Raw genomic sequence first — 25004 nt, forward strand, 5'->3', positions numbered from 1 at the left:
TAACATCCATGGCCGAAAAGGTAGCCAATACCAATAAAGCAGTCCGCAGAGAAGGATGGTTGCTGCTCACCGGAGCAGCGATCGTACTACTGATACTTTTCTATCAGCTCTACCAGGCATTGCTGCCACAGCTCGATCGTACCGACAAACTATTGAAAGAAGGAGCTGCCGTAAAGCTGGAACGCGTCATCAGCAAAGATCGCCTGCGAAAAGTGATAGCCGATGGCAGTTACTTCACCGATCCGCGCGACATTAGTTTACTGGTCGATTCGCTCGCGGCACGCCTGCTCACCACCGGCGAGCCTGATAACCTTGGCGCACTGAATAAAAGCGGATTTGCCATCACCGCCCCATTGGACTGGCAGCCCACTATTGGCGGGCCAGATTTTGCCGGGCGCTTACTGGCATCACGACAAAGGCTTGGGTTCGATTCTGCTTTATACGTACAGGAGTTAACCGGCCCCGTCAGCAGGGAATTGTTGAGTGGAGCGTCCTCATCGGGAACAGGGCGGGTCACCATTGCAAACGGCGACCAGGAAATGACGGGGCAGGTCCTGTACAAGGGGCAACCGATGCCGGGTGTGCTCGTGCAGTTAAGGGAACACATACCCTCCCTCGACGAAGACTCCCTTACGGGTATCATTGGTTATGCCCGTACCGATGCGAAAGGGGCATTCAACTTTGCGGGGCTGAACCGCGATTCAGGATACAGCGTATTACCACTAAAACCAGGCTTTGAGTTTGGCAGCCGTAAAGGGATCGCATCACTCAATGGAAAGGCCTACTACACGTTTACTGCAAAACCTCATAAAGTACGACTCATCGGTTCGATCATCTATGGGCAATTGAAGGAAGATGGAGTGCTGATCGTGCGTACGCCCGAAGAGTTCAAAATGCTTTACCAGGTGATAGCTGGAGGCCTCCTCCTTGCCTTCTTCCTTGTTCAGCTCATATTGTCGGTCAGGAAACGCCAGCCCGATGCCTTTCTGTTACCCATCCTCCTATTGCTTTGCGGCATTTCGCTCCTGACGTTATTTAGTATACAAAACCCGCTTACCGATTCACTGCACGCCTTTCAAACCCTGCAGGGCATAGCAGCAGGGCTGACAGGCTATACCGTGCTGGCCACAGTCAACATCGGCAAGTGGTATACCCGCTGGTGGTTTGATGGATTGTTCAATTTCCGGCAAAAGAATATTTATCAGCAGAAAGGCTGGACCTGGCTCGCGCTGGCCATCCTCCTGGCATTGCTTACCGTATTCATCGGCACCGGCCCCGAAGGGAGTGGCGTAAAAGTGAACCTGCAACTGGGAGGCTTTACTTTTCAACCAAGTGAGATCACCAAGTACCTGCTGTTGTTCTTCCTGGCAGCCTTCTTTGCCGCTAATGAAGAGCATATCCGGAACTTCTCGGATATACGGTGGCGCTTGTATATCAATTGGAGTGTATTTGCAGGCATAGCCACCATTCTTATGCTTTACCTGCTCATGGGTGATATGGGACCGGCATTGGTGGTATGTTTCACCTTCCTGTTCTTTTATAGTATCGCGCGCGGCAACCTGCTGCTGACGGTATCCGCCGGCGCGGGTTATGCGATCCTGCTCGCTCTTTTGCCGGGGTGGATAGCAACCGCAGCTGCCCTGGTGCTGGTGTTGATCGCCTCATTGATCAAAGGCCACCTGCGCAGCACCAAATGGTTTGGAGCCTTCGCGGCAATTGCCGATGCACCGGTCATCATCATCATGGTCATAGCCGCATTTGCCTTCGGCGACCGGGTGCCCGGCATCGGCCAGCGCCTTGCCGATCGTAAATCAATGTGGCTAAGTCAATGGAACAATGATGTGTTTGGGGGCGATCACCTTGCTCACAGTTATTGGACGCTTTCCTCGGGAGGTTTTACCGGCCAGGGCATCGGTAAGGGTTTCCCCAATACCATGCCCGCATCGCATACCGATATGATATTGCCGAGCATTGGGGAAGAACTTGGCTGGCTGGGCCTCGTGGCCGTGTTGTTGTTATTCGGCATCCTCATTCACCGCACCTTTCTCATAGCACGTCGTTCCGGACAACCGTTCACCTTTTACCTCAGTGCTGGAATAGCGATCACCATTGGCATACAATTACTCATCATAGCGGGCGGGTCTATTGGCTTGCTGCCGCTTACGGGCGTAGCGGTTCCTTTTCTCAGTTATGGCAAAATATCACTGATCATCAACCTGGCCGCCCTGGGCATTGTGGCGGGTATTTCGGCCCGGGAAGGGCAGGAGGTGCAGCGCGAGCGCATCCAGAAAAGTTACGACCCCGTACTGGCAACCGGCATCATCTTCTTCCTGCTGGGTATAGGCATACTGGCCGCAAAGCTGCTCATGGTGCAGGTCGTCGATCGGGATAAATACATCGTTAAGCAGGCGCGGGTGGTCATGCGCAATGGAATACCAGTATATAGCTACAATCCCCGCATCGATAAGCTGATGAAATTGCTGGCAGCTGGTAATGTATATGACCGAAACGGATTGGTCCTCGCCACCAGTGAAGCAGGAGCCATACAACACAATATCGATTCACTGCAAAAGGCAGGCATCCCCAAAGAAAAACTCACGGAGCTGATGCAGAAAAGGGTGCGGCGCTTTTATCCTTTTGGTGAGCACTTGTATTTCTGGACGGGCGATTACAATACCCGGTTGTTCTGGGGCCAGGCCAACGGGTATTTTGCCGAAGCACGCCACCTAACCGCCCTGCGGGGATTTGGCATCAACCGCGAAATACAGGACTCTGTGTACACCCTGTACCAGCCCGATAGGTTTACCAGGCCATTCCATAAAACCGTGCCCATGGTTCGGTACGACTACACAGCCCTGGTAGAAGGATTGAAAAGCGGGGTCGATAGCAACCAGGCGCCAATAAAAAAGATCAGGGATAAGGATCGCAGCCTCTATCTGTCGGTGGATGCAGCCCTGCAGGTGGAGATACAGGACTCGCTCCGCAATAGCCTGTTTAACCACAAACGCATATCGGTAGTAGTGCTCAATGCCACAACAGGCGACGTGCTGGCCTCGGCCCTCAATCCATTGCCCAATCTGCAGTCGCCCGAGCTCATGGAATTACCCGATAGGGAACGCATACGCCTGGAGGCGCCCGTCACCGAACGCGATCTGGGAATGACGTATGCTACCGCACCCGGTTCAACTGCCAAGATACTCACCGCCATGGCAGGCCTCAATAAAATGGGTATGCCGGCAACCGAAGTGAAGTATAATGACATCTTCCGGCAGGAGATCTTCCGGGATAATAAAAAGGAACAGGAGCCATTTATACCCAAAGTGCCCTTCGTGGATATGCGCGAGGCGATCATCAACTCCAGCAACATCTTCTTCATCAGGTTGGCCAATGAGCAATACCTCGAAGAGGAAATGGCCGCCTTATACGAAGCAACTGGAATGAACATCGAACAAAGAGGCGGTTATAATTATTCCCTGCCCGGTGACCAACTCAAACTGTCGGGCGACCTCGCTGCCTGGAGAGAAGAGGTATTGAACGGAGACCACAAACAATATAACAATCCCAATTACAAAGGCACCACCAAAAGATACCGCAGTGTATTCTCCGGACTTGCCTGGGGACAAAGTGTATTGACGGCAACCCCTGCATCGATGGCCCGCATGGCAGGTGGCATCGCCAATGGAGGTGTGTTGCAGCCATCGCGCTACGTTACACAACAGGAGGGGAAACAACTGCCATTGCAGGAACCCGTTAAACTGGCGAAGGATACGGCCTATGCAGGTGTGTTGCGCCGCTTCATGATCGATCAGTCCAGTACAACCGGCAGGTATAAGATCAAAGAGATGAAGGTGGCCGGTAAAACAGGAACGCCCGAACGCATTATCAAAGGTGAGAAGGAGTCCGACGGCTGGTACGTATTCTTTGCGCCCACACCCGATCAAACATCTTATACAGTTACCTGTATCCGTATAGAAGAAGGTCAAAGTTCGGCCAATGCAGTGCTGTTGGGAAACACCGTGGCAAAGATCCTGGCGAAAAGAGCCTATATCAGTTCATTCTAAATCAGCCGGCGTAGTGGTAGGTCCGCATCGCTGGTAACAAAGCTTATTACAATGAAGAACCTGTTCAACAAACTTAAAAAGAGCTTCGGCATCGCCGAATTGCCAGCTGTTGAAGAAACCGTCGCCACTACACCCGAAGAACCGGTATCGACCTTTGTGCCCGTAACGCCTGTGAAGCGCGATGCCATCATCAGGTTCATCATACAGTCGCTGAAGCCTTATGTAGATGAAAAGAGTATGTCGGTAGCGGGCATCCGCCTATATGTATTGTGCAATAGCCAGGAGCAGGAAGAAGCGGCAAAGATCGCCCTGTATGCCGATAAGCCGGGCATGTTCCGTACGGAACACCTCGAACGGAAGCTGTTGAATCACTTTATACAACTCGAACCATCCTGGTACTTTGAGTTCCAGATCGTGAAAGACCAACTGCCCGAAAACTGTATACAACAGGGCAACTATGGAATTAAAGTAACCCGCGCAGGCGATCATGTGGTAGAGAAGTATACAACGGCCATCCTGCAGGTATTGGTAGGGCAAACCGATCAGTTCGAATACCTGCTCGATCCGCACCAGCAGCTGCGCTTTAATATTGGCCGGAGCAAATCTCCCCAATTGGCTACAGGTAAGATACAACTGAATGACATTGTGTTCCTGGCGTCGGGCGAAGCTGGTTTTGATGAAGGCTTGGGTAAAGCCAACCTGCATGTAAGCCGCAACCACGCGTATATCATCTACGATCCTAAAAACAATAAATACTTATTGTATCCTGATAAAGGTGGCCTGCCCGATAGTGGCAATAAACTCAAGGTCCACACCACCGACGACAAGATCAAGCAGCTTAATATGTACGGAATAGGCCATCACCTGCAGGATGGTGATCAGATAGAGTTAGGCGGAGAGGCAGTGCTGCGCTTTAAAGGCGGCAGCTAGCCCAAAACTCACAATACCAGGTCGGCATGTAACTTCTCCAAAGTAGCCATCGGGTCAATACAAAAGCCAGGATGTACTTTCGAACACTGCACCACGGTACTGCGGGTAGCGGTAAGCCACCGGAAACGCGAGGCCATATCGAGGCGGGCAATGGGGCCACCCGCAGGCAATCCCAGGCATATATGTTCAAATGCGCATAAATAGGCCTTTACCTCTTCTACGTCCAGCTTTGGACAAAAAACACGAAGCCGCTCGATGTCCAGTGTATATTTGGCTTGCAGGAAAGACGGTTTCTTGCAATACAACACGACACCCACATTGAGGAATTCCTCCCGCTCAACGCGTGGCACCACCCGGATCACCGCATACTCAAATAAGTGTTGTTCTTGCATACATTGCTTCTTTTACAAAGATCGGGGAGGAGGCTACCCGCGACAATAAAAACTGAACATAAACTTCCCGGCGCCCGGCAGCATCGATGTCGGCATCGCCGCCCGTCAGCCATTCCCCGGGCACAAGGTCTACAATATTTCTGATCCGCTCTTCCGTCAACAAAGGCGCAAAAGCAGCATCTACTGTTTCCAGCTCTCCTGCCTGTGGCAACAATACATGGTCTTTTACCTGTGTAAAAGGCTTTTTGGAATGCTCCTCCCAATTGGTCCAGGAGTGATGAAAGTACAGCGCGGCGCCATGGTCTATCAACCACAACTCTTTATTCCATACCAGCATATTGGTATTGCGGGCCGTGCGGTCTACATTCATTAGCAGGCAATCGAGCCACACGATGTGTGAAGCCAGCAGTGAAGGCAGTTTCAAAACTGCCGGGTCATAGGTGATAGATCCCGATAAATAATGCAGGCCCAGGTTCAAGCCTACACTGGCTTTTAAAAGGTCCTGAATCTCTTCATCCGGTTCCGTGCGTCCAAAAGCAGTGTCGAGGTTGGCAAAAACGATCTCAGGGATCTTAAATCCCAGCAGCCGCGCTACTTCACCCCCGATCAGTTCAGAGATCAAAGCCTTTGGCCCCTGGCCTGCGCCCCTGAACTTCAGCACGTATAAAAAGCCATCATCCGCTTCCGCGATAGCAGGCAGAGACCCCCCTTCGCGCAGGGGCGTCACGTACCGGATCACATTTACCGTTCTTAATTGAGGTCTGTTGTCCATAACTACATGATTAAGCCAATACACCACATCCGAATGCACCGGCATAAACTGCTGCCAAATTAAACCCAATTTTCAACTTGTACAAACGAACACCATCACGCTTAATTTTCCTAATTTCATCCCCAAATCAGCGGCAGCAATGGCGGTAACACCAGTACTGGATATAGGGAAAACAGCGGCTAACACACCTTTCGAGATCCATACCATGGATTGGATCGCGCAAAACAGGTTTCACCAGAACGAGCTGCCCCACCGCCACAGTTATTTTGTGATCATCTGGGTCAAAAGTGGCTCCGGAGTACATTTTATCGATGTAGACAAGTATGAGCTGGAAAATAATACCGTCTACTGCCTCACACCCGGCCAGATCCACCAGTTGAAAGTGAACGGACCCGTAGATGGCTATGTCATTTCGTTCACGGCCGACTTCATTACGGTCAATGAGGACAATATCAATCTCCTCTTCAATACAGGCCTATTTTATACATTTTCCCACTCCCCCGTCATTCATGTCTCACCCGAAATGGAAGAAGATATGAAAGGAGCGGTCGATAAAATGCTGAAGGAATACAGTAACTTCTTCCTGTTGCGTTCCGAAATATTGAGGGGGTATTTGAAGATTTTCCTCATCTATCTTACCCGCCAGTTCGAAGGCGTGGATACACAGGCACAGCAACCCCGCAACGTAGAGCTGGCCAAGAAATTCCTCTCACTGCTCGAGCAACAATACACCACCAAAAAGATGGTGGCCGACTATGCCGATCAACTGGCCGTAACCCCCAATTACCTCAACGAGGTGGTTAAAAAAGTATCGGGATTCCCTGCCAGCCACCACATACAACAGCGCATCATCCTCGAAGCAAAGCGGCAGGCCGCTTACTCCGAAGTCAGCATGAAAGAGATTGCCTGGCACCTGGGATTCGACGATGTAGCCCACTTCAGTAAATTCTTCAAGAACGTATCAGGCACCAGCTTCTCCGATTTCCGGAAGGAAATAGCTGTCCGTTAGTGGTCGTTTCCCACCATCTTTCAGGCTGCAATTGCTCCAATCAATAAAATTGACAACAATTACCATAATTTTTGAATTGACTTGAGGCCCCTGCTCAGGTTATCTTTGTTTTAACAGACGGGCACATGAGTTAAGAAGAATTTCTGGTCACAGAGCACAGTAGTTGGTTGTTTAGGTTAGGGTAAAAAGGGCTGACTTCATTGGAAGTGGCCCTTTTCTTGTTTATCATATTAATGATTCTTTATACTTTTGAGAATCGGGCAACCATGGTATAATATCTTCCTCGCAAACGGTGATTTATACAATTGTAGCCCTTGTTTATCTATTGCTGCTGCAGGACCCGTGAGATAATTTTGAAAGCAGTTTCGTCAGCGTACCTTCAAATAAAGCAGGGCTGTTCCCCGCACCACCGGCCTGATTGAAAACCGTCAGGTACTAATTTCTATGCAGACAACCGATTTTTTCAGCAGGGACCTTAGCTGGCTATCCTTCAATCACCGCGTATTGATGGAGGCCGGAAAGTCTACTGTACCATTGGGCGAGCGAATAAAATTCCTTTCTATTTACTCTTCCAATCTCGATGAGTTTTACCGGGTGCGCATGCCGGCGCTCATGGCCCTCCAAAAGATAAACAAGACCAAGCCGGGAAAAGAACTTACTTACACAACCGCGTTGGAAGAAGCCAGGTCGCTCATAGACCGGCAGTTGGAGTTATTTGGCCAAACCATCAGCACCGTGCTTCCCCTGCTGGAGCATCACGGCATCAAACTCGTTTACAACCAGCCTATCCCCGAAGCGATATTGCCTCAACTTACCGAGTACTTCTATACGCAGGTGCTGGGGTTCCTGCAACCGGTACGGCTGGCCGATATTGGTCCCGACTTTTTCCCGGCCAACAATAAACTGTACATCGTTGCAGCATTGCAATACCCGGGCAGGGAACCTGGGTATGCGATCATCAATACCCCTTCCGACAACCTCCCCCGGTTCAAGGCATGTACCGTAAATGGTACAACTTATATCGTGTTCCTCGAAGACATCATAAAGCAACACCTGCCCGACATATTCAGGCAGGCTACCCTTACCGGTGCCTGGAACTTCAAGATCACCCGCGATGCCGAACTGAACCTCGAAGACGACTTCGAAGAAGATATGGCCGAAAAGATCGAGAAGCAGATCATGAAGCGCGACTTTGGATTCGCTACCCGGTTTTTGTATCAGCCCGGCATACCCTCCGATTGCCTCGAGGCGCTCAACACGCAGTTCGGTCTGGCCAATGCCAGCATCGTGACAGGCGGTACCTACCACAACCTGAAAGACCTGGCATCGCTGCCCCTCAATAGTCATGTACCGCAGTACCAGCCCTGGCCAGCTATCATGCCGGCCCTCAATGGCAAGCGTACCTCGATCTTTGATGCCATCACCGCACGTGATATCATCATTCACACGCCTTATCAGTCGTACCACACCGTATTGCGCTACTTCAATGAAGCAGCCATCGATCCGGCTGTATCGGAGATATATGTAACCCTCTACCGCGTGGCCGACGATTCAAAGATCGTACAGGCCCTCATGAGCGCCGCCCGCAACGGTAAACAGGTAACCGTATTGGTAGAGCTCAAGGCCCGGTTCGATGAAGCAAACAACATACGTTGGGCCCGGAAGATGAAAGCGGCCGGAGTGAAGATCATCTATTCCGAAACCATCCTGAAAGTCCACGCCAAGATCGCCCTGGTAAAACGCAAGGATAAGCTCGGCACCTATTATGCCGGACTCCTCGCAACCGGCAACCTCAACGAGAGTACTGCCCGCTTTTATACCGACCATATATTGCTGACGGCCGATTATGCCATGCTCAGCGAAATGGAGCAACTATTCATACACCTCAGCCAACGGAAGAAATCGGGCAACGCTAACATTAAGTTCAGGCACCTGCTGGTAGCACAGTTCAACCTGCAACGGTCCTTCTTCGATAAGATCGACCGCGAGATTGCCTGGGCAAAACAGGGAAAGCCCGCCAGCATCACCATCAAACTCAATAACCTCGAAGAAAAAAAGCTGATCACCAAACTGTACGAGGCCTCACAGGCAGGCGTAACCATTCAACTGCTCGTACGCAGCATATGTTGCCTGGTGCCAGGAGTGCCGGGTTTCAGCGAAAACATCACGATAAAAAGGATTGTCGATCGTTACCTCGAGCATGGGCGGGTATTCATATTCCAGAACGGCGGTCGTGAGGAAATATACCTTGGGTCTGCCGATTGGATGGACCGGAATATCTACCGTCGTATAGAGGTTTGCTTTCCCATATATGATAAGGATATACAACAGGAGATAAAAGATATCATCGCACTACAGCTAAAAGATACAGTACAGGCAGTGCAGCTCGACGCCCATTTGCAGAATAGTCCATTGGCCGTCACCGCGCCGGCACTGCGTTCGCAGGAAGCCATATATCAGTATTTGAATAATAAAGTAGCCGGAGTTCCGGAATAGCCAGGCAAAAACCAACCGACATGAAAAAACAATTATATACCCTCCTCCTCCTTCTTCTTGGCTGTGCATTCCTCGCAAAGGCGCAGGACAGCATCGTGTACCGCGTCATCCTCATTGGCGATGCAGGGGAGATCAGCAAAGAACAGAAGCATCTTATACCACAGGCAGCCGGAATGGTGAAGAATGGAAAAACATCCGTCGTTTACCTTGGTGATAATATATATCCTAAAGGCATGGGCCTTCCCGGATCAAAGAACGAAAAGAGCACACAGGATATCCTGCGCTCACAGTTCACACCCATGCGAAGCAACGGGGCATCGGTCTATTTTGTACCCGGCAATCACGATTGGGATAGAATGGGAAAAAATGGATTGGCAAAGATCCAGGCTCAGTCAACATTCCTCGCGCAGCAGAATGACACACTGCTTAAAATGGCGCCGGCCGATGGATGCCCCGATCCGCAGGAGATCAACGTAAGCGAAAACCTCACTATCATTGCGTTCGACAGCGAATGGTGGCTATTCCCTTATAACAAAGACAACAAAGCAAACTGCAGTTGCAATAGCAAGGAAGAAGTGGTCGCCAAAATCATAGAGCTCCTCTACAGGAACAGGCACAAGCAAATATTGCTGGCATCACACCACCCCTTTCAGTCATATGGACATCATGGAGGATATTACTCGATCATCGATCACCTCTTTCCTTTTACGGCCGTTAATAAGAATCTTTACATACCATTACCCATCATTGGATCGCTGTACCCCATCCTGCGCAAAGCGATCGTCAACCCGGAAGATATGGGACATCCATTGTACAAGGGGATGATCAAGAACATCAGCGCGATCTCCGACCGGGTAGCCAACCTCGTTTATGTAGCCGGGCATGAGCACGGATTACAGTTCATTAAAAGCTCACAAAAACAGGTCGTCAGTGGGGCTGGTGCTAAAAAGAACTACGCAAAAAAAGGAAAGAATGCCTTGTTTGCCTCCAGCCAGGCTGGCTTTGTAACGGCAGATCTGCTCACAAACAACGATCTGCGGTTTACGTATTATACCTCAACAGAAGAAGGCATAAAGCCGGCATTCACCTATACCCAGGAATATGTGCCGGTAAAGGAAATTGAAAGACTGGCCATCAAAGCCATCCCCGAAGATAGCGTCAGCATGGTGCCCCTCGCCCGGTTCGATAGTGTTGGTAAAACCCATCGCTGGCTCTTTGGCGAAAACTACCGCAAGGATTATGCAACGGAAACGACCTTCCCCGTTATCCGCATCTCGCAGATAAAAGGCGGATTAACACCTAGCCGCCTCGGCGGCGGCCACCAATCCAAATCACTGCGCCTGCTGGATAAAGATGGAAAAGAATGGGCGCTGCGCAGCGTAGAGAAATATCCCGATGTACTGTTGCCCGAAGAGCTGCGCGAAACCTTTGTGAAAGACCTGCTCTCCGATAACATGTCATCCAACTATCCCTACGGAGCGCTGGTAGTGCCCCCCATCGCCAACCTGCTGGGTATACCACATTCCAATCCCATTATCGGTTATGTAGCACCTGATACTGCCCTCGGCATATATACCAATACATTCGCCAACACGCTTTGCCTGCTCGAAGAACGTGAACCGCTCGGTGAGTCCGACAACACGCCCAAAATGCGGCGCAAGGTTGATGAAGACAACGACAATAGCTTCGATAGCACGCTCTACCTACGCGCACGCATGCTTGATCTGCTGGTAGGCGATTGGGACCGGCACGAAGACCAATGGCGCTGGTATCCCGAAAAAGATGGTAAAGGGAAGAAATACCTGGCCGTACCGAGAGATCGTGATCAGGTGTTTTACATCAATGATGGCGTGGTGCCGGGCATGGCCAAATGGAGATGGTTGTTGCCATTCCTCCAGGGCTTCAAAAGCGATTACCACAACATCGAAGGCATCCTGTGGGAAAGCCGCGCCCTCAATGGTCGCTTCCTGGTGCAGTTTGGTTACGACGACTGGATGCGCATCACCAACGAATTTGTAGCCGCGGTGACCGACTCCGTATTGGAAGAGGGCCTGAAGCGGTTGCCGGCAGCAGCTTACCGGATGCGGCACGACGAGTTCCTGAAGATATTGAAAGACAGGAGAGACAATCTGCCCAAAGCCATGAAGCGCTATTACACTTTCCTCAATAAGATCGTCGATATAAAAGTGTCCGATAAGCATGAGTTGGTGAAGATCACTGATGCGCCCAATAACGGGATTACTATACAGATCAACAAGCTGTCAAAAAGCAGAAAGGCCGAAGACCAGTTATTTACAAAAACCTTCGATCCATCCGCTACCAGGGAAGTGAGGCTCTACCTGTCAAAAGGCAATGATAGTGTCCTGATTAACAATGCCAATAACGGAGTAAAGCTGCGTATCATTGGTGGAGAAGGCAGTAAAACATACGAAGTGGCCGAGGGCCGGGGTGGCATTAAGTTGTACGAAAGAAAAGACAACGCCGTGTTCGCCGGAAGCGAAGGCAGGTTGCGCAAACGCATGTCCAACGACAGTGCCCATACATCCTTCAATCCCGTCGATCTGTACAATGTAACCCAGCCGCTTGCCTCTATTGGCCTCAACGTTGACGATGGATTCCTCCTTGGCGTAGGCTTCAGGCATGTGCGCAGGCAGGGATTCCGCAAAAAGCCCTATACGAAGGTCTCGCAATATTCAGGACTCCAGCAGTTGCTGGTATCGCATTCCTTTTCTACCAAAGCCTATAAGATTGATTATAAGGGTGAGTTTATACAAGCCCTGGGTAAAGCCGATATCATTACCCAGGCGATCATCAAGGCGCCCAACAATACGATCAACTTCTTTGGCCGTGGCAATGAGTCGGAGTTCATCAAGTTCAACAACTTTAAAACATATTACCGCACCCGGTTCAATACATACCAGGCATGGGCTGCGCTGCGTTGGGGCACCACCAAAGGAAGCAGTATCAGTGTAGGCCCGGCTGCGCAGGTGTATCGTTTCGACGATGAAGGCAACAAAGGACGCTTCATTGAGAATACATCTGAGATCGGTTCCTACGACAGCGCCACCATTGCCGACGATAAAGCCCACGCAGGTGTCATCGTTAATTATATAGTCGACAAAAGGAACAATCCCATACTCACCATGTGGGGTACCTACCTCAACGTACGCCTGCAAGGATTTGCCGGACTGAATACCTATTCCAAATCATTTGCCCAGCTGATACCGGAATTCTCTTTCTATACACCGCTTAATGCAAAAGGGTCGGTCGTGCTGGCCAACCGCATTGGCGGTGCGTTAACCCTGGGGAAAACCACCTTCTATCAATCCGTCTTCCTGGGTGGCCACGAAAACCTGCTCGGTTACAGGCAATACCGTTTCGCCGGAGACCATAGTCTCTATAATAACTTTGAGTTGCGTGTAAAACTCGCAGAAGTAGGTGGATATGTATTGCCGGGCATCATGGGGCTTATTGGCTTCTACGATGTAGGCCGTGTATGGCAGAAGGATGAGCAATCCCGCAAATGGCATAGCGGAGCAGGGGGTGGATTGTTCTTTGCGCCAGCCCAAATGATCGTAGTGCGCGCATTGGCAGGTTGGTCCAATGAAGGCTGGCTGCCATTCATAGTAGTGGGCATGCGGTTCTGATAATAGATAGAAGCTGGCCCTGCATATATTATTCATTTGAGCAGTAAGCTGTCCCGGTTGCTCATCAATTAGTGGTATTTTTGCAGCCACCTTGATCCGTGATAGTTACTGCTCAATCCATTTCCTGATGAAAGTACACCGGCAACGGCCCGATTGATAGCTCCCTATATGCGCACATGGCAGATCATATTTTGCATAGCAGTACTGTTGCACAACTCGGCGACGGCACGTCAGCGCCCCATCCCGCCGTCCCGTAATAATAATACCGCAGCAGCCAGATCACTAGTCAACGGGGCTTTCGCGCAGCAGCTGGATACACTCATGAAGGCATTGCATAAAGTGGAAGTGGCTAAAGACAGCGCCGGTCAGATAGCTGCACTCGATAAACTCGCCATTTATTACATCCGGCCCGGCCAGGTGGAAAAGAGCGAACCGCTCCTTAAGCAGATTCTCGACATCCAGGTAAAGCAGGGAATAAAAGAGCAGCAGAAAACATACGATAACCTGGTCACCGTTTACCGCGCAAAAGGCGATCTGAGCCAGGCGCTATACTATGCACTTGAATCGGTGCGCCTCGCAGAGACCCTTGACGATTCGGCAAGACTCAATCGCTATTATGGCCGCCTTGGAGGAGTGTATAAAGACCTCGGTCAATTTGATAAGTCACTACAGTATCACCAGCGATCCCTGGCCCGCGTGCAACAGCATCCTCAAAAAGATACCTTTCAATTGTACACGGTAACCTCAAGCGTCGTAAGTGCATTGATCAGGGTAGATCGCGCAGCAGAAGCATCCCGGCTCATCGAAGAAACCGTCGCCGGTTATCCCCCCGTTCAACCAGATGTAAAACAACTGGCAGCGACCATGCGGGGCGAAACCTTCCAGTCGCAGAAGGATTACAAACAGGCGGAACAGTATTTTCTCGAAGCAGTTCATTGGGAAGAGTACAGTCCGCATGGATTTGTATTGCGTTTCAATACTTACTACAATATAGGCGCCTTCTATTGCGATCGCGGCCAGTACGAAAAAGCAAGGCCTTACTTGCTGCAGGCTTCCGCTACACCGGGATTCGGTAGTCATGCCACACAACGCAACGTACAGTGGTTGTTGTTCCGGGCCGATTCGGCTGCCGGTAATTATCGATCGGCCTTACAACATTTTCAGGCATATAAGGACATCAGCGATACCATGTTCAATGCTGCCAGGAGCCGCCAGATCGAAGAGATGCAGGCCAAATACGAGACGGATAAAAAGGAACGCGATATACAATTTCTGCTGCATGAAACAAGATACCAGCAGACGCAGTTACAGCAAGCGGCAACCGGTAGAAACGTGACCATTTCGATCATCGCGCTGTTATTGGTGATCATTGCCTTGCTGTACGGCCGGTACCGTAGCCGGCAGCGGAATAGCCGCCGTCTCGAAACCCAGCAGCACGAGATTCAGCGAAAAAATGGCTCACTCGAGAAACTGGTAAAGGAAAAAGACGGACTCTTGCAGGAAAAGGAATGGCTGCTGAAGGAAATACACCACCGGGTCAACAATAATTTGCAGATCGTCATCAGCCTCCTCAATACCCAACTTGCCTATCTTGATGATGAGTCTGCAGCGATAGCCATTCGCGATAGTCAACAACGTATGAGAGCGATGTCCCTCATTCACCAGCGGCTTTATCACAGCGATAAACTGGCTACTGTCGACATACAGAATTACATCAGGGAATTGATCAGCTACCTCGATGATAATTTCAATGTGAACCACCGTATTCGTTTCCTGCTGGAGTTGCCTGTTCTCGAGTTGAACGTGTCGCAGGCTGTTCCGGTGGGCCTTATACTTAATGAAGCGATCACCAATGCGATCAAATATGCATTCCCGGGCAACCAGTCGGGATCCATCACCGTCACCGTCCGTGAAATCGAAAACGATCATGTCCTGCTGCTGATCTCCGACAACGGCGCAGGGCTTCCTGTTGGGTTCGACATGAGTGCAAGCCGAACACTTGGTATCAATCTCATGCAGGGGTTGGCCCGTCAGCTGAACGGCACTTTTACCATGAAGGGGCAGCAGGGAACACTTGTAGCGGTGAGTTTCCCATTGGAGGACGTCGCTGCACTATACGAAGAAAAAATAGCAGCAGTGGCCGTTTGATTAATGGAGGCCCACACAAGAATAGAGAATTGTATGACAGAGCAAATTCTGATAGTAGAGGATGAGTTTATAGTGGCCAACGATCTGAAGTTGATCCTGGAAAAAGCAGGATATAAGGTTTGTGGAATTGCCGCTTCAGTAGTGGAAGCCCGCGAGCTGATACAGCAGCACAAACCAGGGTTCGTATTACTCGATATCCATTTAAAAGGCAAAACAACGGGAATCCAGCTGGCGTATGAGTTGCGGGAGCAACACATAGCCTTCATCTACATCTCAGCCAATTCCAATCAGCAGGTACTCGAAGCTGCAAGGGCAACGGAACCATACGGCTTCCTGGTAAAGCCATTCCGTGCCCGCGACGTACTGATATCGCTCGATATTGCACGCTACCGCCATAAGCATAGTCTCGAAGCAGGCTTAAGGCAGGAAGCGATACTGCACGAAAAGCTGCAGACCATCGCGACACAGTCGGGTGGTGTTATGGAAAAGCTGTTACAAGCCATCAGGATACTGCAGCCCTACCTGCCCGCCGATCTTATGCTTGTAAGTAAAACGGATGTACAGGATGATAGAGTACAGCTGTCGGGTTATCTCCGCATTGGATTTGATGAATACCAGTGGTTAGGTTCCGACGAGTTGATCACCATCACCGGGCTGTCACAAAGCGAATGGGCAGGTATACAGCCCAACGCCAATAAGCATTTTGTTCCCGCCTGGCGCAATGAGGAAGCATTTAATACAGTCTGCTGTGAGGACCCCGTCACCAACCTGCTGGCCGAAACCTTCGGTCAACACTCGTTGTTGCAATTCCCGTTGGAGGTAGATGAAATACACAGCAGCATAATTACAATGTATAGCCGCAAGCCCGATGCCTGGCATGCCGGTCACCTGGCTTTGTTGCAGAGAATGAAGGCCGAACTGGCGACTATCATTGACGATGGCAAGGCCTCCCCCAATAGATATGCCGCTAATGGCATACCCAAAACAAATCCGGTAACACCAGCAGTTGCCAAAAACAAAGCCGGGTTCGAGGGCATCGTTGGCAACAGCCATCAGTTGTTGCGCGTACTTGACCAGGTATCGCAGGTAGCACCGCTCGATACCTCCGTACTCATCCTTGGCGAAAGCGGTACCGGCAAGGAGCGCATAGCGCATTGCATTCACCTTCAGTCTTCAAGGAGTGCCATGCCTTTCGTTAAGATCAACTGCGCCGCACTGCCGCCCACATTGATCGAATCAGAATTGTTTGGACATGAAAAAGGGGCATTCACCGGAGCCCTTGACAGGCGCATCGGAAAATTTGAACAAGCCAATGGAGGCACCATCTTCCTCGATGAGATCGGCGAAATGCCCCTGGAGCTTCAGGTCAAATTGCTGCGGGTACTACAGGAGAAAGAAATAGAACGCATCGGCGGACAAGCGCCTTTTAAGATCAACGTACGCATCGTCGCGGCAACCAACCGCAACCTCGAACAGGAAGTAGCAGAAGGCCGCTTTCGTCTCGATCTCTATTATCGCCTCAATGTATTCCCGGTGATACTGCCGGCCCTGCGCGAACGGCGCGAAGACATTAAGTACCTGGCCCACCATTTTGCATTGCTGGCCAGCCGCCGCAACAACCGCCATTTTCAGGGAATAACGCCAGCTATGATGACCGAACTGGAGGCCTGGCATTGGCCCGGTAATATTCGCGAGCTTGAAAATGTCATGGAGCAAACTGTGATCCTCAATGCAGAAGGGAGGCCATTGGCATTGAAGCGCCCACTGAATACAGGCATACTGCCAGGGGCTGGTCAGGGCCTCAATGCAGCTCCATTCACGCAAGCCCAGTCTCTTACGGATATCAAAAAGATCCAGGACGAGACCGAGCGGGAATATATTATCAGTATGTTGCGCAAAGCCAACGGCCGTATCAGGGGTGAAGGCGGCGCAGCCCAACTGCTCAACCTAAAACCGACCACCCTCGAGTCGAGGATGCTTAAACTGGGCATCAGGAAAGAGAACCTCTGAGTCGCTATTACTGAGTAACCAATTACCCTCCAAAACTTTCGGAGCTTGTTAATCAACCTCCGAAAATGTTGGAGTCGAACTCTTGTCCCCCTTAGCTGCGCAAAAAGTATACATCTCCGAAAAGTCAAGCCCACACCTCGTTTCCGGGAAATTGAATGGGAAATGGCGCTTATTGGCAGAGAATGGCTTGCAAATTGACCTACTACTGGCATTAGCAACAATCAGTGAATAGCTGCCCGTGCTTGCCAGGCAGCAGTCCAAAATCAACCGTATGTTACGAGAAAAACAACAGGTAAAAGTCGCAGCCGATCTTAGTGGAAGCATTCCCTTCCAGTCAAACAACCTGCCGTTTGAGATCCGCACCATGGAGTGGATGGAAAGGAACCGGCAGCAGAATCAGGCGCCTCACCGGCACAGTTACTATGAGATAAGTTGGGTCAGGCAGGGAAAGGCCACCTACCTGGTGGATCTTGAAAAACATGCCATCGAAGAAAAAACAATATGTTGCGCGGCGCCAGGTCAGGTGCACCAGTTCAAAGGGGGCGACCAGGCAAATGGCTACGTTATATCATTTAACAACGACTTCCTGTTTCTGGCACAGGACAAAACTGCTGGTTGGCTGAACGAACAGAACTCCTCGCCGTTTCCCAACATTCGCGTGGCTTCGCTCGACAGCGACACGGCAGCAGAAGTGGATCAGCTCATACTGAAAATGGAAAAAGAATTTAATAACTTCTTTCTGCTCCGCTCCGAAATACTCATGGGCTATTTTAAGATATTGCTCATCTACCTCGCCCGCCATTCTGATACCAATGCCCACGTTATGCCCCCCACCAGGAATACCGACCTGGTAAAGAAATTCTTTAATGTCGTGGAGAACAAATTCATAACCCTTAAGAAGGTAACAGAATACGCCGAACACCTTTCTGTAACACCCAACTACCTCAATGAGATCGTGAAGAAAGTGTCTGGATTTCCGGCCAGCCATCATATACAACAGCGTATAGTGCTGGAAGCCAAAAGGCACGCTACTTATTCCGACTCGAGTATGAAAGAAATAGCTTACCACCTCGGCTTTGACGATATAGCTCATTTCAGCAAATTCTTTAAGAATGTGTCAGGACAAAGTTTTACCGATTTTAAAAAGCAGACCGCTTACCAGTTCGCACAAGCATAGCACCTAAATGTCATACAAAATTGCCCTCATTGGGGCATCAGGATTTGTCGGAACGGCACTCCTGCAGGAAGCACGCCTGCGGGGTCATTCCATTACAGCCATCACCCGTACGCCAGAAAAATTGTCCCGGTATCCATGGGTACAAGCCTTAACAGCCGACATTTATGATACCGCAACACTTACCGGCGCCTTGCACAATACCGACGTTACTATCAATGCCTGGCATCCCGGCGCCGATATCACCCGCCAATACCAACTGTTTCTCACTGGGGCTGCTTCCATCCAACAGGCTGCCACTACTGCCGGCGCAGCCAGGTTTATAATGATCGGCAATGCCGGCACGCTGTACATAGCGCCCGCCATGCAATGGGTCGATGCACCCGAAACTGCCGCAAATTGGCGCCCGGTACCTGCCGCTCATCGCGACTACCTGCACACCCTTCAAAACGAAACCTCCCTCAACTGGACCTATATCACCCCGCCATTCGAATTGGTTCCCGGATATCGTACCGCGCACTATCGTACAAGCGACCATAGCCCCGTTTACAACGAACAGGGAAGAAGCATCATTTCTGTACAGGATTTCGCCGTGGCCGTGTTCGATGAAATAGAAGCAGGCCGGCATACGCAACAACAGTTTACCGTTGGCTATTGAATACCGAATCAATCGATAAGAAATACAACTATTCCCGCTGTTTGGCAACGTAGTCCAGCACTGCAAACCCTACCTTTGCTCTATCAAGCCTTCACCGCAAATCAGGTTATGAAAAAGATTGAGCACATATTATACGGACGGGAAAAGAAGATCACCGAAGAAGAAACCGTGAGGCAATCTCTGCCCACCAAAGAATTCCGGTTTGCCAATCCATTTATAGTGGTACACCATGCTGGTCCTACCCAAATCGTACCGGGGCAGCAGGTAAGGATACATCCGCATCCCCACCGCGGCTTTTCACCCTATACATTCATGTTACAAGGCGAAGGCTTCCACCGCGACAATGCTGGCAACGATGAGGTCATCAAGGCAGGAGGTGTACAATGGATGTTTTCCGGGAGAGGAATCCTGCACAGTGAGGGGCCTACGGCAGAAATGCTGAAAGCCGGCGGCGTGCAGGAGTTGATACAATTATGGATCAATGCACCCCAGGCCAATAAGTGGGATAAACCTTTTTACCAGGCTGCAACCCGCGACCAGTTACCGCCGGTATTGCAACAGGAAGGCGTAAACTTGCGCCTCGCCAGCGGCGAATACGATAACCAAACCGGACCTATCCAGAACTTCACACCCATTATTTCCGCGGTAGGTGAAATAACTGCCGGCCGGCAGGTCCTGTTTCCTGCCACACCCGGCTATTGGACCTTGTTATACGTCATAAAAGGAACTGTTCTTGTTAATAACAGCGAATCGGTTGGCCAGCACAACCTTATTGTTTTTAGTAAAGAAGGCGAAGAATTTGCAGTGAAAGCCATGGAAGATGCCCAGGTGCTATTCCTGTCTGCTGAACCCATCGACGAACCTGTCGCCGCCAAAGACAATTTTGTCATGAACACCCCCGAAGAGATCGAACAAGCGATGGAAGATTTTAAACAAGGCCGCTTTGGCGAGCTGGATTATTAGCATCAGCGATAAAATGTACATCTCTATCCTCCAAATGTCAATTGACTTCCCGGCAAGGCACAACGTACATTTGTAAAGTAATCAATCAACTAATAATTATATAGCTATGACACCTGCAATAGGCATTGAACAATCGAATTTGGCAGAAGTGGCCCACACACTCACGAAACTCCTGGCCGACGAATTCCTCCTGTACACCAAAACCCGAAATGCACATTGGAATGTAGAAGGTCCCGATTTCTACACCAAGCACAAATTCTTTGAAGCTCAGTACGAACAGCTCGACGAGATCATGGATGATGTAGCAGAACGCATCCGCGTGTTGGGACACTACGCCCCGGCAACCCTCAAACAATTCCTGCAACTCACCCACCTCACCGAGCAATCGCGCGAATTGAACGACAGCCCCGGATATACCAAAGAACTGCTGGCTGATCACGAAAGCATCATCGTTTTCCTCCGCGAAAATGTGAACAGGTTTGCGAACGATCTGCACGATGTGGGTACCAGCGACTTCATAACGGGTCTGTTGGAAACACACGAGAAAATGGCATGGATGTTACGCGCGCATTTAAGATAAGGACAATCGGACAGTTGCAATAAGAAGAAGTACCCGTCACTGACTGCTCGCTATGGCCGGTAGCCGGTGACGGGATACTATATTTTTTTGGCGACAGTAGATTACCACATTATATTCACGGATCAATAAGCAGGATCAGCCTCCACCTGCACAACAAAAGGCTCCAGGTATGGAAGAAACAAAGAAAGAAGCGGTTTGGGTGATCGATCCGGTGCATACCAGGATACGGTTCGATACAAAGTATTTACTGCTTACACCGGTCAGCGGCTGGTTTACCCAGTTCGAAGGTTCGGTAATAAATACCGAAGACAACTTCAACGGAGCCCGCGCGCAACTTACTATCTATACCAATTCCGTATACACTGGAAACGAAGAAAGGGATACACACCTTCGCTCAGCCGATTTCTTCGACACCGCCAAATTCCCCGTTATCACCTGGAAGTCCGATCAGGTAACGGTTCAAAATGGCAAGATCGAGGTAACCGGGAGCATCACCATCAAAGGAATAGAGCAACCCATTACCCTGCAGGCGCAACACCTGGGTTCCACACCCGACCCCATGGGCAACACCAAGGCTGGTTTTGCCGTAGATGCCACCTTGAACCGGAAAGATTTCAATATCACCTGGAACCAATTGATCGATAAGCACGGTCTGCTCTTGTCCGATGAGGTAGTACTGCATTGCGACGTACAATTGCTGAAACTGCCCTGATTCTTTAGCAATCTGCCCCGGCCTGGAAGCCAATTTCGCTGGACCGTCATTTGCAATAAGTCCCTTGCCCCATTCCTGGCCAATGTTCATCGAAACGCCGCCCAACCCGATAGCCATAAGTTATCGCCCGTAGTCCAATAATCCCGCTCCCTTTCCCTGCAACCGACAAACAATTACCTGCATTCTCCTGTCCAAAACAAGCAAAGCAACAACCCATAAAATGTACAACTCTTTCCGTCGTATAGCTATTCTTCAGACCAGATTAATGTTGCAACTTTGTATAGTCAATATGACAAATAAACAAATTGATAATCAATAAATTAACACAACATGTCAAAGACTAAATGGGTTCTCGATCCAGCACACAGCGAAATTCAGTTTAAAGTAAAGCACCTGATGATCACCACCGTAACAGGTTATTTCAAAAAGTTCAACCTCGAAGTGGAAACAGCCGGTGATGACTTTACAAATGCTTCTAAGATAGAATTTACTGCCGACGTTGACTCCGTCGATACCAACAACGAACAAAGGGATAATCACCTGCGTTCAGCCGACTTCTTCAACGCATCAGAATTCAAAGAAATAAAGTTCAGCGGCATTAAATACACCGGTACCAAAGAAGAAGGCAAACTCCAGGGAGCACTTACCTTAAGAGGTGTAACAGGTAATGTAGTAGCCAACGTAGAGTTTGGTGGTATCACAGTAGACCCCTACGGACAGACCAAAGCAGGTTTTACCGTAACAGGAAAATTAAATCGTAAGGAATTCGGACTCGGCTGGGGTGCCGTAACAGAAGCCGGTAACGTAGTAGTAAGTGATGAAGTGAAATTTGCCGGCGAGTTCCAGTTAATCAAACAAGCTTAAGAGAGCTGAAAAGGAGATTGTATGAGCAACAGAATATTGGGTCTGCACCACATCACTGCCATCGCAGGAAACGCCCAACGTAATTTCGACTTCTATACCAGGGTGCTTGGTGTAAGATTGGTAAAGAAAACAGTAAACTTCGATGATCCGGGAACCTACCACTTCTACTACGGTAATGAGGTGGGTGCCCCCGGTACCATCCTCACCTTCTTCCCTTGGGAAGGTATCCAGAGCGGGTATGCTGGCACAGGCACGGCATCGGAGATTGGATATAGTGTACCCGGCGGTAGCCTTGGCTTTTGGAAAGACCGGTTCGATCAATACAAGGTAACACAAGGCCCGACAGCCGAAAGGTTTGGTGAACTGTACTTACCTTTCCAGGATCCCGATGGCCTCAAGCTGGCCCTCACCGAATCTAAAACACCCGATACCCGAAAAGCCTGGACAACCAACGATGTAAAGGAAGAGTCTGCTACCAAAGGTTTTCATAGCATCACCCTTACCCTGAAAAGCATCAAAGGCACAGTAGCCGTACTAACTGATATCTTTGGATATAAATTACTTGAACAGGAAGGGAACCGTTACCGCTTTGTAACCGATGCTGTGGAAAACGCCGCGATCGTCGATATCATCGAAGATCCCGAAGGAAAGATCGGACAGGTAGCCGGTGGAACCAACCACCACGTCGCCTTCCGTGTGCAGGACGACAAAGTACTGATGGAATTCAGGGAGAAGATCGAAAAGCGTGGCTTCAACATCACGCCTAAGATTGACCGCAACTATTTCTACTCCTTGTATTTCCGGGAACCCGGCGGCGTATTGTTCGAGATCGCTACTGATAATCCCGGATTCGCAACCGACGAATCGGTGGCCGAGTTGGGTACTAACCTCAGGCTGCCTGCGCAATACGAGTCGATGAGAAAACAGATCGAAAAACAATTACCGGTACTGCATTAAAAGAACAAAGGTTTATGGGAAAGTTAATCACAGGTATTCACCATGTCACTGCCATTGCAGGCGACGCACAAAAGAACCTTGAATTCTATGCCGGGATACTCGGCACCAGGATGGTTAAGAAGACTGTCAATTTCGATGCGCCCGAAGTGTACCATTTTTACTATGGCGATCAGTTGGGAAGTCCCGGCAGCATCATGACCTTCTTTCCTTACAATGGTTTGGTGAGAGGCCGACAAGGTAAGGGCATGTTGAATACCACTACTTTCTCAGTACCGCTCGAATCACTCGATTATTGGCTCGCACGGCTCAGGAAATTCGGGATCGCCTATAAAGAACCAGAAGAGCGTTTTGCGGGCGAAGTAGTGGTCTATTTCGAAGATGCCGATGGCTTGGGCCTCGAACTTGTGTTCAACGATAAAGACAAGCGGCCTGGCTACAGCAACGGCATTATCCCTGCCGAAAAGGCGATTAAGGGATTTTATAACGTGGAGATATGGGAAGAGGGATACGAACGAACAGCAGGACTCCTGACCGAGCAACTCGATCATGTATTGATCGCGGAAAAAGGTAACCGATTTCGTTTTGCGGCACAGGATACCCCTGGTAACTACGTGGACATCATCTGCTCACCCGATAGCCTGTGTGGCCTCGGCGGCAGTGGAACTGTGCACCATATTGCTTTCAGTACACCAGGACAGGCAGAGCAGTTGGAACTGAGGTCCAAAATAGTGCAGCGTACGCTGAATCCTACGCCCGTACTGGACCGCAATTACTTCACCTCCATCTATTTCAGGGAACCCGGAGGCGTATTGTTCGAAGTCGCTACAGCAGGCCCCGGATTTACGGTCGATGAAAGTGCCGATCACCTGGGTGAAGCGCTCAAGCTGCCACCGCAGTTCGAAAAGAATCGTACACACCTGGAGCAAACGCTCACCCCCGTATCCCTCAATTGGGAGAACTACAAATAAGGAAAGACCAGCAAAACATATTGTTATGCATACGAAAGACTTAGTAACAGCAGGCAGGAAATTGACCGAAGCAAAAAAGGTATTGATCATGATGCACGGTCGCGGAGGAACAGCCGAAAACATCCTTTCGCTGGCCCAGCACCTTGAAGTAGATGAATTTGCCCTCATCGCACCACAGGCCACCAGCAATACATGGTATCCCTATTCTTTCATGGCCCCCCTGCAACAAAATGAACCCTGGCTCTCATCAGCCCTGCAGGTAGTTGGAGAAGTGGTCAACGACTTGATTGCCCAGGGATTTACGGAGAAACAGCTTTACTTCCTGGGCTTCTCACAAGGCGCCTGTCTTACCCTCGAATATGTTACCCGCAATGCCACCCATTACGGCGGAGTAGTAGCCTTTACCGGCGGATTGATCGGTGATAAGATCTATCCCCAGCATTACCAGGGCGATTTTAAGAATACGCCTGTGTTCATTGGCACCAGCGATCCCGATATGCACGTGCCGGTAGAAAGGGTATACGCAACAACTAATATCCTGAAAGACATGAAGGCAGACGTTACCGAAAACGTTTACGCAAATATGGGCCACACCATAACCCAGGATGAGATCGACAAGGCCAACAGTCTCATATTTAATAAATAGTTGCAATAATTAATGGG

18 protein-coding genes are annotated in these 25004 nt (G+C 50.0%); 16 read left to right on the forward strand and 2 right to left on the reverse strand.

From position 1 onward, the window contains the following. The first annotated feature begins 8 nt into the window (after positions 1–8). Positions 9–4061 (forward strand): FtsW/RodA/SpoVE family cell cycle protein, encoded by a 4053-nt coding sequence (locus P2H89_RS02765; protein ID WP_275824963.1) that lies wholly within the window; start codon positions 9–11, stop codon positions 4059–4061. A gap of 51 nt (positions 4062–4112) precedes the next feature. Continuing rightward, positions 4113–4991: a hypothetical protein gene (locus P2H89_RS02770; protein WP_275824964.1), complete on the forward strand. Its 879-nt coding sequence runs from the start codon at positions 4113–4115 to the stop codon at positions 4989–4991. Between the two features lie 8 nt (positions 4992–4999). Here P2H89_RS02770 and P2H89_RS02775 read toward each other — a convergent pair whose 3' ends face one another. Then, positions 5000–5383, reverse strand: coding sequence for a DUF3037 domain-containing protein (locus P2H89_RS02775; RefSeq protein ID WP_275824965.1), 384 nt, complete (start codon positions 5381–5383; stop codon positions 5000–5002). Next, positions 5361–6155, reverse strand: coding sequence for a HipA family kinase (locus P2H89_RS02780; RefSeq protein ID WP_275824966.1), 795 nt, complete (start codon positions 6153–6155; stop codon positions 5361–5363). Before P2H89_RS02780 ends, P2H89_RS02775 begins: the two co-directional genes overlap by 23 nt. A 139-nt stretch (positions 6156–6294) precedes the next feature. Here P2H89_RS02780 and P2H89_RS02785 point away from each other — a divergent pair, with 139 nt between their 5' ends. From P2H89_RS02785 to P2H89_RS02850, 14 genes are all read left to right on the forward strand, one after another. Continuing rightward, complete coding sequence (locus P2H89_RS02785; RefSeq protein WP_275824967.1) at positions 6295–7164, forward strand: helix-turn-helix transcriptional regulator; 870 nt, start codon at positions 6295–6297, stop codon at positions 7162–7164. A gap of 444 nt (positions 7165–7608) precedes the next feature. Beyond that, positions 7609–9660: a polyphosphate kinase 1 gene (gene ppk1 / locus P2H89_RS02790; RefSeq protein ID WP_275824968.1), complete on the forward strand. Its 2052-nt coding sequence runs from the start codon at positions 7609–7611 to the stop codon at positions 9658–9660. Between the two features lie 20 nt (positions 9661–9680). After that, positions 9681–13307, forward strand: coding sequence for a BamA/TamA family outer membrane protein (locus P2H89_RS02795; protein WP_275824969.1), 3627 nt, complete (start codon positions 9681–9683; stop codon positions 13305–13307). A 168-nt stretch (positions 13308–13475) separates the two neighbouring features. Further along, positions 13476–15455 carry a histidine kinase dimerization/phosphoacceptor domain -containing protein gene (locus P2H89_RS02800; RefSeq protein ID WP_275824970.1) on the forward strand — a complete coding sequence of 660 codons (1980 nt, stop codon included), beginning with the start codon at positions 13476–13478 and terminating at the stop codon, positions 15453–15455. A gap of 33 nt (positions 15456–15488) precedes the next feature. Continuing rightward, positions 15489–17465, forward strand: a complete 1977-nt coding sequence (locus tag P2H89_RS02805) for a sigma 54-interacting response regulator (RefSeq protein WP_275824971.1) — start codon at positions 15489–15491, stop codon at positions 17463–17465. Between the two features lie 271 nt (positions 17466–17736). After that, positions 17737–18642 (forward strand): helix-turn-helix domain-containing protein, encoded by a 906-nt coding sequence (locus P2H89_RS02810; RefSeq protein WP_275824972.1) that lies wholly within the window; start codon positions 17737–17739, stop codon positions 18640–18642. 7 nt (positions 18643–18649) lie between these two features. Continuing rightward, positions 18650–19297, forward strand: a complete 648-nt coding sequence (locus P2H89_RS02815; protein WP_275824973.1) for an NAD(P)H-binding protein — start codon at positions 18650–18652, stop codon at positions 19295–19297. 108 nt (positions 19298–19405) lie between these two features. Beyond that, positions 19406–20260, forward strand: coding sequence for a pirin family protein (locus P2H89_RS02820; RefSeq protein ID WP_275824974.1), 855 nt, complete (start codon positions 19406–19408; stop codon positions 20258–20260). A 106-nt stretch (positions 20261–20366) separates the two neighbouring features. Then, the gene (locus P2H89_RS02825; protein ID WP_275824975.1) at positions 20367–20840 is read left to right on the forward strand and encodes a DNA starvation/stationary phase protection protein; all 474 of its coding nucleotides are present in this window, start codon (positions 20367–20369) and stop codon (positions 20838–20840) included. Between the two features lie 169 nt (positions 20841–21009). Next, entirely contained in the window at positions 21010–21552 is a 543-nt protein-coding gene (locus P2H89_RS02830; protein ID WP_275824976.1) for a YceI family protein, read from the forward strand. Between the two features lie 330 nt (positions 21553–21882). After that, a complete protein-coding gene (locus tag P2H89_RS02835) occupies positions 21883–22416 on the forward strand; it encodes a YceI family protein (RefSeq protein WP_275824977.1) in 534 nt (177 codons plus the stop codon). Positions 22417–22437: 21 nt separating this feature from the next. Continuing rightward, the gene (locus P2H89_RS02840) at positions 22438–23373 is read left to right on the forward strand and encodes a ring-cleaving dioxygenase (RefSeq protein ID WP_275824978.1); all 936 of its coding nucleotides are present in this window, start codon (positions 22438–22440) and stop codon (positions 23371–23373) included. 14 nt (positions 23374–23387) lie between these two features. Next, complete coding sequence (locus P2H89_RS02845) at positions 23388–24341, forward strand: VOC family protein (RefSeq protein ID WP_275824979.1); 954 nt, start codon at positions 23388–23390, stop codon at positions 24339–24341. Positions 24342–24366: 25 nt separating this feature from the next. Further along, positions 24367–24987: a dienelactone hydrolase family protein gene (locus P2H89_RS02850; RefSeq protein WP_275824980.1), complete on the forward strand. Its 621-nt coding sequence runs from the start codon at positions 24367–24369 to the stop codon at positions 24985–24987. Positions 24988–25004: the final 17 nt, after the last annotated feature.

The sequence above is a fragment of the Paraflavitalea sp. CAU 1676 genome (genome assembly GCF_029223285.1).
Classification (GTDB): Bacteria; Bacteroidota; Bacteroidia; order Chitinophagales; family Chitinophagaceae; genus Paraflavitalea.